The organism is Parasutterella sp. St.1A3, from assembly GCF_059728705.1.
In genome coordinates this window covers 1413252-1431626 of the sequence record NZ_BAAGFK010000001.1, presented here as the reverse complement: position 1 = coordinate 1431626, position 18375 = coordinate 1413252, and the positions used below count along the sequence as shown (strand labels likewise).

Here is an 18375-nt window from a genome sequence, read left to right as displayed (position 1 = left end):
CCGGCAGATTATTTTGAAGTGGAGAATTGAAGCATGTTCGTCCATTTCACGAGCTCCAGCTAAAAATCATTTAAATGTATCGGAGCCTAGAGATATTGCAACAGGCAGACCTATTGCACCCCAAACGGAAAATCTTCCACCGACCCAGTCCCAGATTGGAAAATAATTTTCTTTGGGTAATCCGAAGAAGTAAGCTGCATCTGGTTTAGCTGAAACTACAATAACATGCTTGTGCAAGTTGTTATGCTTAATACCGCCATTTTTTTACCACTCTAAAATTTCTTTTTCATTGGCTTGAGTTTCCTGGGTTTTGAAACTTTAAGAAGATATTGCGACAAGAGTTTTAAAGGGATCGAGAGAGGAGGTTATTCTGTCAAAAGTTACTCCGTCAGCGGCTGCGAGGAAATGTAAATTAATTTCTGGCTTCGTTGTTCTAAGTGCGTTGTAAACAGTTCGAGGACCCATGTCAGATCCTCCAATGCCAATATTTATAACGTCTGTTATACGATCTCCAGCACATCCCCGTCTTTTCCAATTTCTAACATCATCGGCAAATTTGCAGAATCTATCTAAGGTCTCATGAACTTTACGGGCGTGAGGAATGGTGGAAGACGGATCTCTGAGTGAAGTATGAAGTGCAGATCTATGTTCGCTGGTGTTGACAATTTTCCCTTTTCTCATATCATTAAGCGATTCAATCATTCTTTTTTACCGACAAAATCGATTAATGAAAGAAGTTCAGTCTGAGATATGCGCTGTCTTCCCAAATCTAATGTAATTCCACAAGCGGATTTTTTGCAATTCTCAAATGAATCACGAATGAAAGGGGAACGGTTAATGATTTCATAATTGGCGAAAAATAAGATATCTTCTGATTATTGCGCAAAAAGCATCGTCTGAAAAGAGGACAAAATAACGGCAGAATTCAACAGCGGAAGTTCAATGTCTCTTTTCTTCGAAGAGAGTCTTCTTTAGACTGATTATGATTATGCTTGAAAATAACGGCAAGCATTGAACAACCTACAAAACAACCAAACAAAACCATTATTATTGCCGTTTCCAGACCGGCTTTAATGGGCAAAGAATACAAAGCCAACATCACGAGGATGGAGCTGTTCTCGTTAAAATTTTGCACTGCAATAGATCGGCCTGCACTCATAAGGACATGACCTCGATGCTGAAGAAGGGCATTCATCGGAACGACAAAAAATCCGGCCATTATCCCAACGAAAACGAGCATAATGCAGACAACTATAACCGCATATGAGAAATGAATGCCAATAAAATCAAATCCTCCTTGGATCCATGATCCTTTAAAGAAAGACATAATGGCAACAGAAAAGCCAATAACAACGCCGATCGGTAAAACGTCTACACTTTTCCGCAAACATTACAAATGTGGCAGCAAGTACAGCGCCTATAGCGATGCCTATTGCAACGACACCTTGAAGTATGGCCGCCTTCAAAAGATCAAGGCCGAGGGCTGTGTCCGCCCATGCCAGAACTAAAAACTGTAGAGTTGCGCCGGCGCCCCAGAAAAGAGTTGTTACTGATAATGAAATCTGTCCAAGTTTATCTTTCCATAACAGGGCACAGGATTTTCCGAAATTAACGAGCGTGTGCACCGGTCTGAAGTCTTGTTTAGGATATCGGGCTCCTGTATCAGGAATAGGCAGATTAACTGCAGTAGCGGCGTATACAAGAATCATGACTGCAATTGCAGCCTGAGCAGCATTATGGACGCCAAATAAATGTTCCTGTTGTACAAAGTGATCCACCATAGGCGAAATAAGAAAACCGCCTAAACCTGTTCCCAATATGATTGATGTGACTGTCAAACCCTCAATCCAACCGTTTGCCTTTACCAATTTTTCCGGAGGCAGAAGCTCTGTCAGGATTCCGTATTTAGCGGGGGAATATGCTGCCGCACCTAACCCAACGATTCCGTATGCAAGGATAGGGTGCGTTCCGAAAAGCATAATGCAGCAGCCGAGTGTTTTTGCAGCATTTGTGATCAACATCACACGTCCTTTTGGCATTGTGTCGGCGAATATCCCAACGCATGCTGCAAATAAGACGTAACTGACAACAAAAAAAGTTTTAACAAGGAAGTCATCCACTCGGGCTCATTTAGCGTTGTTAGCAGTGCTATCGCGGCAATTCATAAGGCGTTATCGGCCAAGGAAGATAAAAATTGCGCAAGCATTATGCTGTAAAAGCCTTTTGTCATAAACAGGACTCCATAAAAGACAGGAAGATTATAATTCCTTAGCCTCGACGAACTTAATATTCTTATAGTTGAGCCTCTTGTAAGCAAGAAAAAGGTCTGAGTTTGTGGACAAGAAGTTCTACAATCGTTTTTTCATAATTCTGAAGGATGGAGGGGGGTTGAGCAAATATATTTAGCCTTTATGACAATGCTTCAAAGCCGTTGCACTTTTCTAGACATTGAACAACTCCCACTAATGATTTCTTCTCTGGGCAGGGACCTCAATGTAATTAACTTTGATATAGAATGCTAGAGAATGTTGGAAAGTCCTCTTAGTGTTTGTCGGTTACCAAGTCTGTGTAGGTAGGTTATAGCTTTTATTTTATAAATTTAAATTCAGTATAGAGTAACTCATTTACTTAACACCATATTAGTGCTCATAGATTTGGATTTAACCTGCAGAAGCCTAACGCAAAATGTAACAGCGTAACTGTATTGGATACTGATACTTCTTGTTAAAACTTACTGTTCCAAGAATAAATTAAACGTAAACTTTGGATGAATGAGAATCGTGCGCCGCGATCCTTAAGTTTGGTCTCAGGAAATTTCGGTGAATGTGAAATCAGGGAAATCCTTTACGTACTAGTTAGAATAATTCCTAACAGAGAACTTCTTAAATTATTTTTACGTAGTGACTATAATCTTAATTAGGTATGGCGTATAAAAACAGACAAGTTATAACTATATGAAAAATAATGGTAATTGTGGAATCGCATTATCTGTTGATATATCAGTGGTTGTTCCGGTTCATAATGTTGGTGACTATTTAGACGAATGTTTGAATAGTCTACACTGCCAAACTTTAAACACTGCAGAATTTATTGTCATAAATGATGGAAGCACAGACCGTTGTGCAGAGATTTGTGACTATTACGCACGGTTGGATAAAAGATTTATCGTTGTGCATCAAGAGTGCCAAGGAACTCTATTGGCAAGAAAGCGCGCTTTTGAATTAGCAAGGGGAAAGTGGTGTATCTGTGTAGATGGGGACGACTACCTGCCATTCAATACAGTGTTGGAAAAAGAGGTTTCTTTAGCCATAAAGCACGATGTTGATATTTTACGTTTTGACATGTCAGCATTTTCAAAGGATGAACATGCTGTCAGGAGCTACTTTAATCTTAGACGAGAGTGGGTGGGTGTAATAGAAACGCCTTTGGAAATTATCCAAGCAATATACGCAAATGCAACAGTTGGTTGGGGAATGGCCGACAAAATATATAGAACCACCGTTGTTAAAGAAGCGATACGACGTCTTGAAAATGTTTATTTAATAAGTGGGACGGATTGCTATCAACTGTTCCTGATCTGCTTTTATTCAAATACCTTTAAGTCAGTAAAGACAGAGCCTTTTTATTCTTACCGCATAGGTTGCGGGATTTCTACAGGAAAACCAAATTCAGAAAAATTTGGCCCTCGGTCGCAAATCTTGGAAGTTCCCAAATTTCTAACATCTTTTTTAACGTCACAAGCAAAGTATGAGGAATATAGCCCCATTATTAATAAACTAGTTATTCGTCTCCTTGGCTGGGTTATTCACCTATTCAATCAGCTTCCTAATGCCGAAGAGTTTAATACTTTTGATAGTTTGTTTTGTAACCAACAAATCAAACTGGATGTTCTTTCGGCATTACAAAAGATGTATTCGAAAGACCCTGCTCTGTTAGCACGCAGGGCTGGGAAATCGCGTTTACTTCAATTACACAAAAGAAAAATAAAGAAGCTAGGGATTTTTTTTCCAAGCCTTTATAACGGAGAAAAGCAACGTTATATTTTATTGCAGGCTTCTCTATTTCAAAAGCACGGTTTTGAGATTGTCTTTTTTACTGAAGATGTTACCGATATAGATTACAGCGCCACTAGGAATTTCCCAATCGTTGTGCTTCCGAGGCGAGGAGAACTTAAAAGAATTGGAGTTTTTGAGAAAGCCTTAGTTGACAATGGAATTGATCTAGTGATTTATGACGACGAGAATTCACCGGAAATACTGTTTGATCTTCTGACTGTAAAGTTAACTGGACGCTTTTTTGTTATTTGTCAGCGTGAAAATGCGACGCGGCTTTTAACGCAAAATTATCCAATTTTTAAAAAGATGCTTCACACCTACAAATTGGCAGATTCGCTAGTCGTGCCAACTTCCATGGAGCAGTTTTATTATCGATCTCATGGGGTCAATGCAGTCAATATCTTCAACTTGTTAAGAACATTTGATGAAACAAATGGACTACTACAAGACATGGCGGAATCACAGGACTCGTCGCTAATGAATCATAGTAGACGAGAGAATGAAAATAGAACTCGTCACGTTGTTTGGTATGGAACATTGGATAATAACCAGAAGAACTACAGGGAGGCTCTGGAAATTTACAGGAGGGTTTGCTCGTTAGAACAAAATGTTATTTGTCATGTCGTAGGAAAGGAACTACGTGAGGCTGATGCGATTTACGTAAAAGACTTCATTGCCCAGCATCATCTGCAAAATAAAATAATTTATGAGGGTTTCTCTTTGGAACCTGAGAGATTCCTAAAGATTGCTGATGTTCATTTGATGACCTCAAGCTACGAATGTTTCCCCATGTCACTAGTGGAAGCAAAAACTTATGCGGTTCCTACAGTTCTTTACGAATTGCCTTATCTAGAGCTTTTGAAAGATAGGAAAGGGTACATATCTGTCCCAAGACATGATGTTGCAGGTGCAGCGGAAGTAATCTGTGAGTTGTTAAGAAATAATGATAGAAGAAAACAACTTGCGCTTGAAGCAAAATCCTCCATTAACAATTTTATTGCTTCTAATCCCAGTCATATTGATGGATGGCTCGATTTAATACATTCCTTAGAAAATGGGCAGTTAAGCCAACCGTTACCGGTCAACCAAGATTTCATTAACTTCGTTGATTCGACTATTTCATATTGTCAAGAAGGGATTAATAGACACAGGGAAGAGATTCTGAGATATCAAAACTTGTCTAAGCAATATCAGGAAGAAAATAATCAACTCCACGCGAAGATTAAGTCTCATCAAGAGGAGCTTCTTTATCATCGGGAGCGCATTGAGCAATTAAATCTACTGCGCAAAAGTGAGTACGACGCGAGAATGATAGAACGCTACGCTGTATGCAGAGACTTTGTTACCAAGCTCTGTCCATTAGGCACTAATAGATACGTTTTAATTAAAAAAATTGCACAAGTGATTTACGGCTTAATAAAGAGAGGTTGTCAACGAGAAAGGACTCGTAGTTCATGTGATATTGGAAGCATCGGGGGGGGGGTAAATCATTAATAGATCTTTTCGAGAAGGCAGCAATAAGTTTTTTAGGACAAAGATTCAACGTAGATTGTTTGACTAATGACAAAGAAAGAGAAACAATTGCCGAAGAAGTATGGATTCGGTTTATTAGGAGCGGCTGGTTATGTGGCGCCCAGACATATCCAGGCTATATTTGAAACAGGTAATGAACTGCTTTATGCCTGTGATGTGACGGACAGTGTTGGAGTTTTAGATCGAAATTTTCCACAGTGTAAGTTCTTCTTGTCTGTGGCCGAGATGGAAGAGGTACTGCGAGGCAAAAGAAGACAAAACGTTGGGGCTTTAAAAAAAGAAAATCTTGCACAAGATTTAGATTTTCTCTCAATCTGTACGCCAAACTATTTGCATTTTCCTCAAATAAAATTCGGACTAAAAAATAACATGCATGTTATTTGCGAAAAGCCTTTGGTATTGACCGAGAAGGAAGTGCACGAGCTAGAAAAAATCGAACAAGAGACAGGCAAAAGAGTTTATTCCATTCTCCAGCTTAGACTTCATCCGCAAATAATTAGATTAAAGGCTTTGTTAGAGTCTCAAAGACAAAATTCTTCTAAGCGTTCAAAAGTCTCTTTGAACTATGTGACATCACGCGGTCCCTGGTATAAAAAAAGCTGGAAATTTGATATCAATAAAAGCGGAGGAGTTGCAAGCAATATTGGTATTCATTTTTTTGACATGCTGATTCAGCTCTTTGGTTATCCGGATTCGTATGAGATTCTTAATAAGTCGGACGAACAGTTAAGAGGGATTCTTCATTGTCCTTATGCAGATGTCAATTTTTTCCTGAGTATTAAACAGGAGGATTTACCTCTTAATTTGCGGGATACAAATCAGCGATCATGGAGAGAGATGATAATTGACGGTTCTCCGTTTGATTTCACGAATGGCTTTACTGACCTTCATATCCAAAGCTACAAAGAGATTCTTGCAGGACGGGGTTTTGGACTGGCAGATGCTCTTCCAGCCATAAGACTGTGCGAAAGCATTCGCCTCTCTTAGTTGAAAAAAATATGACGGAAACTTTCAAAAAAATTCCGATTTTTAGGCCTGAGGTGACTGATACAGGATTGCCTCAAGAACTACGGATAAGCATTTCTCAATTATTGAAGCAAGGATGCTTTATCCGCGGTCGCGCGGTCTTAGACTTCGAAAATCAACTGGCTCAGTATCTGAATACAAACAATGTGATTGCGGTGGGTAATGGTACAGATGCGTTGCTGGCTGCTTTAATGGCTTTAGAACTGAATAAGGGGGATGAAGTCATAACGCCGGCGTTTGGTTATCCGGCTGCAGTTGAAATGATTTGCCTATTGGGTTTAACTCCTGTTCTCGTTGATGTTGATTGGAATACTTTTAATTTAGATCCGGCTCAGTTAGGGGAGGCAATTTCTCCTAAAACCAAGGTGATTCTGCCTTTGCATTTATTCGGTCTTCCTGCGCGTATGGATGACATCATGCAAATTGCAGATAAGTACCAACTGACAGTTATTGAAGATGCAGCGCAAAGTTTAGGTTCGGACTGTGTTGTAGACGGTAAAAAGAAAAAATCCGGAACCGTTGCGAGTCTGGGCTGTACATCCTTTTTCCCGTCTAAGAATTTAGGTGCTTGGGGAGACGGAGGAGCGATTTTCGTAAATAGAGATGATCCTAAACTATGGAATCGTCTTCGCAGCATCGTCAGCCATGGACAGGAAAAGAAATACTTTCACGCCATGCTCGGTATGAACTCCAGACTGGATACCGTTCAGGCAGAAGTGCTTTGCTACTACTTGAGTAGATTTGGAGATAATTGTCGTCGAAGAGTCCAAATTGCGTCACGGTATACAGAAAGTTTTTCTCAACTAGAAAGCTTAGAGCTTCCGCTCTGCGCGGAGGTCAATAGCTATGTTCCAAATTTGTATACAGTAAAAGTAGCTAAAGATCGGAGAGATGCCTTACAGAGTTATCTAAACAAAAAGGGGATTGCCTCGCAAGTCTATTATCCACTGCCGATACACCGACAAAAAGCTTACGCTCCTTTCGTACGTACTCCCGTGAAACTCACTAATTCAGAACAATTGCCATTCTGCGTCCTTTCTTTACCCTGTTTCCCTTCAATGAAAGAGTGGGAACAGGAAGCTGTTATCTCAGCAGTAAAGCAATTTTTTAGAGAAAGTCATGTCTGAAATTCAGATTCATCCAACCGCAGTCGTTGATCACGGAGCGGTGATAGGAAAGGGGACTGTTATCTGGCATTTTTGCCATGTTTCCGAAGACAGCATCATTGGAGAAAATTGCTCTCTTGGCCAAAATGTCTATGTTGCACCGAAAGTTGTTATTGGCAGCGGAGTTAGAGTCCAGAACAATGTCTCTCTTTTTACAGGCGTCACTATTGAAGACAACGTTTTCTTAGGACCGTCGTGCGTCTTTACTAATGTTCTCAACCCTCGAAGTTTTGTTAGCAGAAAGTTTGAATTCAAAGACACAATAGTTAAAGAAGGAGCTTCAGTTGGTGCAAACGCAGTCATTCTGTGCGGACATCAGATCGGACGATATGCACTGATAGGAGCTGGAAGCGTCGTGACTAAGGATGTAAAAGATTTTGAAGTTGTAGTAGGAAATCCTGCACGCCATCATGGATGGGTCAGCCGTTTTGGTAATAGATTAAATTTTAATACGGAAGGTCGTGCGTATTGTCCGGATTCCTGCTGTAACTACCAATTATTAAACGGCTGTGTGATTGAATCTGCAGAAACTAAAGAATAAGAACAGGTATATTTGATGCAAAAAGAAAGTTATAGGATCGCCGTTATCGGCTGCGGATATGTAGGTTTGCCCCTAGCGCTCGCATTTTCTCGTTTGTTTCCGGTGGTTGGATTTGATCTTGATAAAAAAAGAGTATTCGAACTCTCTCAGTCGTTTGATCGAAACGGCGAGTACTCTGCAGAAGAATTTCAACATAGACAGCTCAGCTTTTCGTCAGATGCCGCAGATCTCAGGAACTGTAATGTTTTTATTATTGCTGTGCCGACACCCGTAGATCAAAATCATAGTCCTGACCTTTCCTGCCTCATTAATGCTTCTCGGATGGTTGGTTCTCTGCTCACAAAAGGAGATTGTGTCATTTATGAATCAACCGTTGCCCCGGGCTGTACTGGAAAAATCTGTCTGCCGATCTTAAAGGGCGAGTCAGCTCTTGTGCCGGGAGAAGATTTTTACCTGGGTTTCTCTCCGGAAAGAGTGAATCCGGGAGATGCTGAACATACGCTTCAGTCAATTTCGAAGGTAGTATCGGGCATAAACGAAGAGAGTCTTCTATTTATAAAAAAACTCTATTCTTTCGTTGTAAATAAGACATGCATGGCGTCTTCCATTGAAATTGCAGAGGCTTCAAAATTGGTGGAAAACATTCAGAGAGACGTTAACATTGCGCTAATGAATGAACTGTCTGTCTACTTAGAGAAAATGGGCATTCCGATGGATGAAGTACTGAAGGTTTCTGCAAGCAAATGGAATTTCTCTAATTATCATCCGGGATTAGTAGGGGGGCACTGTATCGCGGTGGATCCTTATTATCTATTAGAATCCGCTGAGAAAGAAGGCGTACCACTTTCTCTTATTCAGCAAGCTAGGGATGTTAACGAAAATATGCCGGAAGAATTTGCTTGCCGCATCCTTTCGAAACTTGAGAAACCCTATAGGGGCAAAAAAGTCTTGATTCGAGGACTAGCTTTTAAACCAGGTGTTAAAGATATTAGGAATACAAAAACGCCTCAGCTTCGAGAACTCCTTGTGAGGCAAGGAATTGAAGTGGATGTTTATGATCCGTTCGTGGATCACAGCGTTTCATTGTCGATGTTTGGTTTCGAGACTATTGATGAGATTACAGATCTATACGACCTAATTGTCTCGCCCTACAATTTATCAATTATTGAGCTAAGGAAAAGTCATGATAGGAATTCTTAGAGTATGACTTGAAAAAATAGTGTTTTTGAACTAGTCCTTTCAAGGGATGTGCTAGTCCTCTTTTTTAATACAGAAGTTGCGTTTTTTCGCAGTAATTTTTTTTGAATCAAACTGCTAGCATCACCAATAGTCTCTTTAAATAGAACGCGAATAGATCGTCCATTTCTATGAATTTTAATTAAATCTGCAAGTGCTGTTGAATTCTCTCAATTATTCGAACGGAGTGCTCAAGCTGTTTCCTGCTTTAGGTTGCCATGAGGCGTCACCTCATGGCAACCTAAAGCAAGAATAAGATCAACAAGGGGTAAACTAATTTCAGGAATTACTCTTTAAACAGTAAACTTTAACTAGGTTTAATAACATCAAGTAGTCAACCGTTTTCAGGAAACGACAGCCGTCGAAAAATTAGACTCATTGACGAACAGAGAGCGACAGGTTATTGATCTTGTTTCGATGGGGTTGATGAACTGCCAGGTTGCTTCAAGATTAAACTTGAGCGAGCGGACGGTAGAGACGCATAGAGCAAATGCCTACAGAAAATTAGGCATCTCAAATTTTGCGCAATTACGCAAAGTACTGCTCTTAGCAGGACTGGTTTAAATCTCGGATGAAACGAAATAGGCGCCAGCAGTCGTGATCAATAAATAAGTGCTTCACCGACTTTTGTCAGTTTCTCGGATTTCAAGAGTTGGAACAAATTGTCAAAGTTAACTCATTGTCACAAGGCGCTTTCATTTTTCTATGGTTAATAGGTTCTAAATATTCTTTCTGCCTCCGATTGGGATTGTCCGTGCTTCGCAATGGACAAAGCGAGCAGCAGTCTGGCTTTATTTGCGCTTAGGCTGCCGGACGGAATAAATCCCATCTGCATCCATTTTTCTTTACTTGGAAGTACAGGGCCGCCGGTTCGGCTTGCTCGAACAACAATGACGCCCCTTTTACGACATTCGCTTAGAGCTTTCTCCGCTGCAGGTGTTACATTTCCATGTCCCATCCCAGCATATACAATGCCTTTGGCACCGCGCATTAAAGCTGCATCAATGAAGTCTGATGTTTCTTCCGGGTAGGAAGTAATCACCGGTACATATGAGAGTGAATCAAGTCTGTTCAAGTCATTAAGTTCAAATTCAGAAGATTTTGTATGCGGTTTATCACAGCGAGACAAAAATTCAATATAGTCATTAATGATGAATCCACAGAACCCATATTCTGGAGCTTGGAATGTCGATGGATCTAAGGTGTGTGTCTTGGTAATCAGCCTTGCATCTCCGATTTTCCCATTAAAGCAAACCAAAACGCCTCGGTTTTGTGAAAGAGGAGACATGGCGGCTTTTATCGAATTATTGAGATTAAGTTCACCGTCAGAACCAAGAGCACCGTTTGGTCTCATTGCTCCGGTAAAAACTATCGGTTTATCGCTTTTAACTATCAAATTTATTAGAAATGCGGATTCTTCCAAGGTGTCAGTTCCATGAGTAATTACAGCGCCTGCAACATCATCTTTGCTTAGAACTTTTTCCGTTTCGCTGATCATGGTCTTCCAATGAGGGAGGCCAACTTGACTGCTTGGGATACTGTAAAGTTCACGATATTCAACGTCTGCATCCCCATTTAACGAAAGGATGTCGGAGATTTTTGTCCCGCGGTTGGTGTAATTCGTCAATTCTGTAGGATTTGCTGCAGAGCTGAGAATCGTTCCTCCTGTAGAGAATACAATGACTTTCTTTTTCATATTGACTTATTTGAAGAGGTTTTCAGTGCCTTGATGCAGGCACTGAAAAATTAGATTTAATGCATTAGAGAAGAAGCAGAGATGCCGCAATCGTCGTAATCATGCCGATCGCCATCACGGGGATTGTTCTTCTGACAACTTCAAACGGTGATAATTCAGCAATACTCGAGACTGCGATCGTCACTCCAGCGATGGGAGACATAGATCTGGCTATGCCGCTGACTAGCTGGACAGGGCAGGCCATGACGATCATTTCCCAGTTGACAGCCTTTGCAGCGTGGGGAAGAAGAGAATTAAATGCAAAAAATGCGGCATTGGCAGACCCGGTGATAATGGAGGCTAGGGCAAGAAGAGCGCACATTACAACAAGCATGACAATACCGCCAGCGTTTTCCATGGATGCGGCCCATCCAATAATGGAATTAATGCCGCCGGACAGTTTGAGTCCTTCGGCAAATACTAAAGCACAGATGATAAGCGCGACAGTAGATGTAAAGACTCTGCCCATGCCTTGGAAGAAAATCTTGGTGTTGGCAACGCAGTCTTTAAAACTGCGTCTGGTTGCAAGATCCATGAAGAAACTGATTAACATACAGAGGAACATACAAGTGATCAGTTCAAGTCTTACGCCGGTGTAGCAGAATTTAGAAAAGATAAACAGAAATACAATCGGAAGGACCGGAAGAATGGCATAAAACCAAGGAGCGTCAGGCTGCTTATCTTTGGCTTGTGCGGCAATCAGTTCGCTTCTAAGTTTAAAGTCATCTTCGGTTATACGACCGCTAGCGAGATCTTTTTTATCAAAGTACTTCTGAAGGAATCCGTGACTAATCGCAATAGCTAATGCCGCTGCACCACCTACGATAACCTGGCCCTCAATAAAGTATTCCATGGCAGTGATGCCGATCAGCTTGGCTGTTACGATTGAGTTGGCAGAAGCAGGCCCTAAGTCCAGACAGCTCGCTGTGACAATTACCGCAGCTGCGGAAAGTCTGGAAACCCCAACAGCTATTAACAGAGGATAAACGGTAAGCATCAGCAATACGCCTAAACCGACTGCGGAAGGAATGAAGATATTTATAAACTGACCGATTAAGTACGCAAGCGCAAGCAGAGTATACGGACTGCGGACATACTCAAGCGGCTTTGCGCAAATCTTTACGAATGATTTTGTAGCTCCTATACGGTCTAAATAATCTGCAAGGCCGGAAATCACCATAATTTGAAGACCAAGTCCGGCCAGAGTAGAAGAGGAAAGATTCGTAATGACTTGGACTATATCCAGAAGCCAGCTGTGAGTTGCTTTTTTGCCCGTGGCTAAAGGCGTCTCGGTAAATGCTCCAACAAGAAATAGCAGTAAAACGCCAACGAGAAGAAGAGCCCATGGGGCATAGTATTTCTTGATGATTAAATATCCGATTAGGAATATACCTAGAAGAACAACGAGTAAGCCAAACATAGATTTCTCCTGGAGTTATGGAATAAAGCGATTAGTAATTTGAGCCATTGCGAAAGGTTCTTTTACGGTGTGTTTTATATTTCTTCTTTTAAGTGTCTCAACACCTCTTTCATCACAGATAATTGTTGTTCCAGTACCGATCAGCTGACCGTCCAGCATAATGACCTTCCCATCTACAACAGTTGCGAAGGCTTTTTCTTTATCGATGTCAAGTATGGATATATCTGCATCTGCCCCGACAGAGAGGTGGCCTTTACTAGGAAGCCCAAGCGCTCTGGCACCGTTTAGGCTTGATTTAATAGCGAATTCAGTCAGAGAAAGGGCGCCGAACTTAACAAGCAGCAAACCATTCTCGACAATTACATTTCTTGGATAGCATCCACCGTCTGTTGAAAGGGAATCAACAACGAATGATCCGTCACTGCGTTTAGCTGTAGCAAGAAGGAATCGGCTGATTGCAGGGTTTACGGCAAAACTTCCTGTACACATGGTGTTCTGAGATTCCCAATAGGCTGCTCCTTCGCTTCCGCTAAGCAGTTTGCCAATTGTTCCATCATCGACGAGGACACCGGCATAACCGTCAATAATTGCCTGTTTCATACCGGAGTAATTGTTGTTGTATCCGCCTTTTTTGAGGCAAGTAGAAGTAACCTTGCTGAGAGGAATATCGTCTTTAACGATTAATCGGGTGCCATTGAGAGGAGAAAGATATGATTCAGCAAAAATGTTCGGATGGCTTCTTAAAAGTTCGATTGCCTCCAATGCTTCATCGGTCTCATTAGAAATTTGGCTTCTGCAATAACTGTTAATATGCGCAATATGAAGGAACTTATCTTTGCCGGCAGCTGTTACAGCCTCGCGCATGCCTTCAATATTGGAACCATGCTTTGTACTGCCGGCGTGCCAGGCGACCCAGGATTTATTTTTATTTGCAAGAGAAATAAAACTTTCGCTAATGTCTATATCCATAGGGAAGTGTCCGCCTAACAGTTTGATTCCGATGCCCCCGGATTCAAGTGTCTTTTCAATGAAAGCTTCCTGTTCAAGTTGAGATGGTCTCGAGGAAGTGAGTGTTTGACCCTCTCTAGCAGCATCCAATATCGCGATATTGACTCCTGAACCGCTTTCAGGGATCGAGGAAAGAATATCTTCCAGAGGACCAGCCATATCCAAAGTTGTACAGACACCGGCAAGCGCTATCATTCTTTGAGCATGTTTATGCCCAAGAACAGTTCGCATATGTGAATGCATATCAATGATTCCCGGAACAACAACTTTTCCGTGTGCATTGATTTCTTTTTTTGAAGGATCGGTTATTTCCTGCGCAATTTTTGCGATCTTCCCGTCCTCAGCTGCAATATCTAAAACCGCGTTGATTTTATTGAGAGGGTCAACGACTCTTGCCCCTCTGATGATTAAGTCAAACAAATTGATCTCCTTTGGTTTAAAGTTGGGTTGAATATAACTAACTATAGGATTTACTAATATCTTCTATCTCTCACTAAGTTCTAAAATGGAAAAATAGATTGCAAATTTAGAAAACTATGAGCGAAGAGATCATCAATTGGGCGGTATTTATCGTCCTTTATGACACGGGCTCCGTAAGTGAAACTGCGGTGAAGCTCAAGCTGGATAATTCAGCTGTTTCAAAAAAGATTAAAAATTTGGAAAAGAAGCTCGGTGTGACATTATTTGATCGAAGCGCTAGACCTTTTCTTCCTACACAAATTGCCTCTGAATTGATTGAACCGGCACGCAGTCTTGTCAATTCAAGGGAAAAGATTAAGAGTTTGCTGTCCAGCAGAATTTCCGATGAAACGCAAATTGTTCGCCTCATGGTTGGTAACTCTCAGAGAAAGTATTTGCCTAAAATCATTTCTAAATTCCTTGATATGCATCCTCAGATGAGGATCAATGTCATCAGTCCTTTAGATATTGATGAATTTAAACGTAGACTCGCTGACATCGCATTTATTTCGGGTTCGTTTTCACTGCCGGACTACATTCTTAGATCGAGAGGTCGGATGTTGTTCGTGCCGGTTGCATCTCCGGAATATATTCAGGCACACGGTCAAATTACTGAGCCGGATGATTTATCTAATCACAGAATATTTTGGAATTTATACCAGAGTCGTTATTCATTTTTAGTGACTTTTCCCTTGCGCAAAGGCAATACTGTGTGCAATGTGCCGCAGGGACCATCGCTTAGATTCAGCAATGTTGAGATGGTCAAGGATGCTGCATTACAAGGTATTGGCGTTGCCATTTCTATGCCGCTATTTGCGTGTATTGATGAATTGGAAAGCGGAGCTCTGGTGCCTGTCCTCAATGGTTGGCACCGGCCGTCTCAGGAAAATTACGTAGCGATTCACAGAGAGGACTGGAACAAACCGTTCGTTCGGTGTTTTGCTGAATATTTGGCTCAGGAATTTTCTGCAGTTGAAATGGATTGTGAATCAAGATTAAAGAAGCTGGTCTCTTCGCAGTACTTTAAGGAGATTTGCCTTTAGCGGATTTGAGAAATTAGGGCATTTGCTCTTGTGCCCTCGATCAATTGTGCTGAGCCATGTCAAATCTGCAGTCTTTACAACGTTACAACTTTCGGTTAATGAAGTTTGTTTCGCTATCCTTTTAATTGTCATTATGACTAGCAAACTCATTTGAAGCTTAGAGTTTGCTCCGGGACATTCCTCTGCAGCGACGACCGCAACAGAGGTATTGGGATGTTTTGAATCTCTTTAAACCCATGAAACGCCAGGAAGCATAAAGAGAATTAGGATCAGTGCTAAATAGCGGGCTTCCAAGCTGGCAACTGCGCAGGCGCGGTATTGTTGTCCTAAAGAAGCCTGACTGATGATGCATTCAACAAAGTGCTGCCAAAGCATCGCTTCTCCGTCAAAATCAAGTCCGAACTTGGTTGTGTAGTAACGAACAAGTGCTTTTAACTTCAAATCCTTTTCCTATATCGGCTTAAGAATACAGTTTGCATAGTTGAGAACCGGTTCGCCGATGAAAGGTAAGTCATTTTAACAGGGTGAGCGGCGAAGCATTTTTTTAGTCGCTTGGTTCGGCGCTGAAATTTGTCGAAGCTCCGCACGAAGCTTTTCCAGAGCCTGCGGATCCTGAGCGAGAAGTTCGGATTTACTGCCGAGAGACTTTGCGATTCTTCAGCGCGTTGCTCTTTTTCCGTTTTTCTTTGTGTAAGTTTCAGAATATCCCGCGTACAGTCGATCGCCTCGAATCACCAAATACATTGACGCACCTTAATTCACGAATCGTTTATTTATTATGCACTTTGAAGGATTGATTCTGAAGCGCCGGCGAGAATTTAAACCGAAGAATTTGAGACGCAGGGCTCAAATCCGGAGAAGTGCTGTTAGCCGAGATCTCATTTTCAGCTTCCTTTAAAAGTCCGCTTTGACAGCGTTAAATAAGCAAAATCTTAAATATTTGCAGTAAGTTAAATCGATTTATTTCTGTTTGTTGAGTATCATCAGAACAGCATAGAAAAATGTTGAACGCATGCAAGCTTTAGCTCAAATCAGTAAGTACGAAGAATTAAGGAAAAAGTCCGCTTGGACCATCCTTGCCGCGGATTCCGCCCCCGAAATCCTAGGCGTGCTTCAGTGCCTGCTTTTTGATCAGGAACGCCGACTCAAAGAGTCGGTCATGATCGAAAAAGTCACCAAGATCTTTAATGAGCGCCAAACCCAAACTTTTACTCGAGAAATGGCGGTCGATAAACTTGGACAATGGCGTAAGGCGGGCTACCTCTCCAGAAACTTCTCAGAAAGCGACGATGAGCCGCATTACGAACTGACGCCGGGCGCCTTTGACGCGATCAGCTACGTCTCTTCACTGACTCAGGAAAGAGTTGCACCGACAACAAGCCGCCTTGAGCTACTGATCTATGCGGTTAAGAAACTGGTGGACGATACCGATGCGGACGTCGCTAAGCGTCTGGAGAGATTAAACCGCGAAAAACAGGCGATTGATCAAAAAATTCAGTCCGTCAGAGAAGGCAATATCGAGCTTCCGTCCGACCTAATCATCCGCTCTCAGATTCAGGACATCCTGAGCATACTTGAAGGACTTGACGGAGACTTCCTCAGAGTGAGGGATCGATTCACCAAGCTTTCCAACAATATTCAGGCAAGTCTGCTCTCGGAAGAGGATTCTGTTGATACGGTTCTCTCTGAAGTTTTCAAAGGGTATGACGCGATTCAGCAGAGCGAAGAAGGAAAAACTTTCGAATCGTTTTATCGCTTCCTTGTTCGCGAGATGAGCGCGCGAGAGATGGACGCGCTTTTAGAAGAACTGGAAACACGATCTTTCTGGGATGCCCTGCAGCATAAAGACGCTGAAGCACTGCAGACTATCGTCAAACATCTTAATGCTCGCTCCCGCGACACGCTCTACGTCATGCGGCGCCTGGCTTCCGGCCTGCGTCAGTTGGTGCAGAACCGCGGTTATGTAGAAAACCGCCGATTAAAGCAGCTTCTGACAAAAGCCAGACTGCTTTCAGTGCAGGCAGTCCAAGAGGGCGCGCTCGGCACCAGCGACGATATCCTGATCAAGGAAGGAACATCGGTAAAAATCAACTCACCGGCTTCACGGCAGCTTTATGATCCGAGCGAAAGCAGAACCGAAGCAGAAGTGGAGTTGTCAATTCCTGTCGAAATTGACGAAGTATCTCTCGCTGCGAAATTAATGGCTTCTGAAATCGACTTTGGTTACCTAAAAGAAACCATAGCAGCCTGTCTTAAAGAACAAAGCAGCGTCACAGTGGGACAGATTCTTGAGAAGTTTCCGGCAAAGCAGGGACTTGGAACGATCGTAGGCTATATGCGTCTTGCATACAGCGAAGCGGACTGCATAGAAAACAAGACCGAATTTGTGCAGTGGCAGGATCGGCTCGGGGAAGATCGAGGCGCGGAAATTCCGCTTTTTGTCTTCTCTGCTTCGCAGTACTTCTCACATCATTAAATTGAGACCAAACACATGGCAGATAAAAATTTAGATTTGGAACCGGACGACTCAGAGGAAGCAGATAATGAGAAGAGCGGTATAGAAGGCGACAAGGGCACTCTGCCTCTTGAAATCAGAAGCCTCTTGGTAACGCTGCTGCGCGGGCCGTTTTTAGTCGCCTCAGAAAAACCTAACCTCTGGAAACTGCTTCTTGATAACAAAGAAGCGGTGCTCTCTCAGCTCGCAAATCTCAATCTAACGCTCCTTATTGACGAAACCGGGGGCATCGCTTTTGTTAAAAAGCTTGACCTCGGGGATACGGAGGCTCCGTCGCTGCTTACTACTATCAGCTATAAGCTTCTGGACTCTGTCTTAATCGTCAAGCTTAGAGAAACGCTCATGATGGCAGAAAGCGCAGGGCAAAGAGCGTCCATTTCTTTTGATGAAATGAGTGAAGTGCTGAAATTCTATGATCCGGTTGCTTCAACCGATCAGGTCAATTTCCAAAAGCATGTCAGTGCCGCAGTTGATCGCTGCTGCAAGCGGCATTTTTTGACGCCGCTCCCCAATAAAGGCGATTACGAAATCAATAAAATCATCAAACTTCTGTTTACTGCCTCAGATGTCGCAGCTCTGGCTGCCGCCTACGAAGATCTGATTCGTAAAAACAAGAAAGCTCCTTCGGAGGATTAAAT

At 42.2% G+C, this 18375-nt stretch carries 13 protein-coding genes and 2 pseudogenes; 9 read left to right on the top strand and 6 right to left on the bottom strand.

Annotated features, from left to right (window positions below; all coding sequences use genetic code 11):
* Window positions 1–66: 66 nt before the first annotated feature.
* A pseudogene (locus AC6I1F_RS06725) lies at window positions 67–681 on the bottom strand (phosphoglucose isomerase-related protein).
* Window positions 682–925: 244 nt separating this feature from the next.
* Window positions 926–2230: pseudogene (lplT, locus tag AC6I1F_RS06720) on the bottom strand (lysophospholipid transporter LplT).
* Between the two features lie 724 nt (window positions 2231–2954).
* On the opposite strand from lplT, the gene AC6I1F_RS06715 reads away from it, so the two are divergent.
* The 6 genes from AC6I1F_RS06715 to AC6I1F_RS06690 all read left to right on the top strand — a co-directional run bounded on the left by AC6I1F_RS06715 (window position 2955) and on the right by AC6I1F_RS06690 (window position 10121).
* Entirely contained in the window at window positions 2955–5549 is a 2595-nt protein-coding gene (locus tag AC6I1F_RS06715; protein WP_290432769.1) for a glycosyltransferase, read from the top strand.
* Window positions 5550–5615: 66 nt separating this feature from the next.
* The gene (locus AC6I1F_RS06710) at window positions 5616–6575 is read left to right on the top strand and encodes a Gfo/Idh/MocA family oxidoreductase (RefSeq protein WP_251570256.1); all 960 of its coding nucleotides are present in this window, start codon (window positions 5616–5618) and stop codon (window positions 6573–6575) included.
* Window positions 6576–6586: 11 nt separating this feature from the next.
* The gene (locus AC6I1F_RS06705) at window positions 6587–7741 is read left to right on the top strand and encodes a DegT/DnrJ/EryC1/StrS family aminotransferase (RefSeq protein WP_289187400.1); all 1155 of its coding nucleotides are present in this window, start codon (window positions 6587–6589) and stop codon (window positions 7739–7741) included.
* Window positions 7734–8321 carry an acyltransferase gene (locus AC6I1F_RS06700; protein WP_289187398.1) on the top strand — a complete coding sequence of 196 codons (588 nt, stop codon included), beginning with the start codon at window positions 7734–7736 and terminating at the stop codon, window positions 8319–8321. Before AC6I1F_RS06705 ends, AC6I1F_RS06700 begins: the two co-directional genes overlap by 8 nt.
* Window positions 8322–8336: 15 nt before the next feature.
* A complete protein-coding gene (locus AC6I1F_RS06695) occupies window positions 8337–9521 on the top strand; it encodes a nucleotide sugar dehydrogenase (protein ID WP_290432770.1) in 1185 nt (394 codons plus the stop codon).
* 414 nt (window positions 9522–9935) lie between these two features.
* Window positions 9936–10121, top strand: a complete 186-nt coding sequence (locus AC6I1F_RS06690) for a LuxR C-terminal-related transcriptional regulator (protein WP_363325333.1) — start codon at window positions 9936–9938, stop codon at window positions 10119–10121.
* Window positions 10122–10266: 145 nt separating this feature from the next.
* On the opposite strand, the gene AC6I1F_RS06685 is transcribed toward AC6I1F_RS06690, so the two are convergent.
* The 3 genes from AC6I1F_RS06685 to AC6I1F_RS06675 all read right to left on the bottom strand — a co-directional run bounded on the left by AC6I1F_RS06685 (window position 10267) and on the right by AC6I1F_RS06675 (window position 14140).
* Window positions 10267–11253 carry an asparaginase gene (locus tag AC6I1F_RS06685; RefSeq protein WP_290432771.1) on the bottom strand — a complete coding sequence of 329 codons (987 nt, stop codon included), beginning with the start codon at window positions 11251–11253 and terminating at the stop codon, window positions 10267–10269.
* Window positions 11254–11317: 64 nt separating this feature from the next.
* A complete protein-coding gene (gene dcuC / locus AC6I1F_RS06680; RefSeq protein WP_290432772.1) occupies window positions 11318–12712 on the bottom strand; it encodes a C4-dicarboxylate transporter DcuC in 1395 nt (464 codons plus the stop codon).
* 15 nt (window positions 12713–12727) lie between these two features.
* Entirely contained in the window at window positions 12728–14140 is a 1413-nt protein-coding gene (locus tag AC6I1F_RS06675) for an amidohydrolase family protein (RefSeq protein WP_290432773.1), read from the bottom strand.
* 116 nt (window positions 14141–14256) lie between these two features.
* Between AC6I1F_RS06675 and AC6I1F_RS06670 the strand changes: the two genes are divergently transcribed.
* Window positions 14257–15222, top strand: coding sequence for a LysR family transcriptional regulator (locus AC6I1F_RS06670; RefSeq protein ID WP_290432774.1), 966 nt, complete (start codon window positions 14257–14259; stop codon window positions 15220–15222).
* 228 nt (window positions 15223–15450) lie between these two features.
* On the opposite strand, the gene AC6I1F_RS06665 is transcribed toward AC6I1F_RS06670, so the two are convergent.
* On the bottom strand, window positions 15451–15663 hold the full coding sequence (locus AC6I1F_RS06665) for a hypothetical protein (RefSeq protein ID WP_289164025.1): 213 nt from the start codon (window positions 15661–15663) through the stop codon (window positions 15451–15453).
* Window positions 15664–16234: 571 nt separating this feature from the next.
* Between AC6I1F_RS06665 and AC6I1F_RS06660 the strand changes: the two genes are divergently transcribed.
* Window positions 16235–17698 (top strand): DUF3375 domain-containing protein, encoded by a 1464-nt coding sequence (locus tag AC6I1F_RS06660; protein WP_289164026.1) that lies wholly within the window; start codon window positions 16235–16237, stop codon window positions 17696–17698.
* A 15-nt stretch (window positions 17699–17713) separates the two neighbouring features.
* The gene (locus AC6I1F_RS06655) at window positions 17714–18373 is read left to right on the top strand and encodes a DUF4194 domain-containing protein (protein ID WP_289164027.1); all 660 of its coding nucleotides are present in this window, start codon (window positions 17714–17716) and stop codon (window positions 18371–18373) included.
* The last annotated feature ends 2 nt before the right edge of the window (window positions 18374–18375 follow it).

Coding starts and splice junctions, on each gene's coding strand:
- AC6I1F_RS06655 (WP_289164027.1), top strand. CDS start 17,714: ATGGCAGATAAAAATTTAGATTTGGAACCGGACGACTCAGAGGAAGCA.
- AC6I1F_RS06705 (WP_289187400.1), top strand. CDS start 6,587: ATGACGGAAACTTTCAAAAAAATTCCGATTTTTAGGCCTGAGGTGACT.
- AC6I1F_RS06715 (WP_290432769.1), top strand. CDS start 2,955: ATGAAAAATAATGGTAATTGTGGAATCGCATTATCTGTTGATATATCA.
- AC6I1F_RS06685 (WP_290432771.1), bottom strand. CDS start 11,253: ATGAAAAAGAAAGTCATTGTATTCTCTACAGGAGGAACGATTCTCAGC.
- dcuC (WP_290432772.1), bottom strand. CDS start 12,712: ATGTTTGGCTTACTCGTTGTTCTTCTAGGTATATTCCTAATCGGATAT.
- AC6I1F_RS06660 (WP_289164026.1), top strand. CDS start 16,235: ATGCAAGCTTTAGCTCAAATCAGTAAGTACGAAGAATTAAGGAAAAAG.
- AC6I1F_RS06695 (WP_290432770.1), top strand. CDS start 8,337: ATGCAAAAAGAAAGTTATAGGATCGCCGTTATCGGCTGCGGATATGTA.
- AC6I1F_RS06710 (WP_251570256.1), top strand. CDS start 5,616: ATGACAAAGAAAGAGAAACAATTGCCGAAGAAGTATGGATTCGGTTTA.
- AC6I1F_RS06670 (WP_290432774.1), top strand. CDS start 14,257: ATGAGCGAAGAGATCATCAATTGGGCGGTATTTATCGTCCTTTATGAC.
- AC6I1F_RS06700 (WP_289187398.1), top strand. CDS start 7,734: ATGTCTGAAATTCAGATTCATCCAACCGCAGTCGTTGATCACGGAGCG.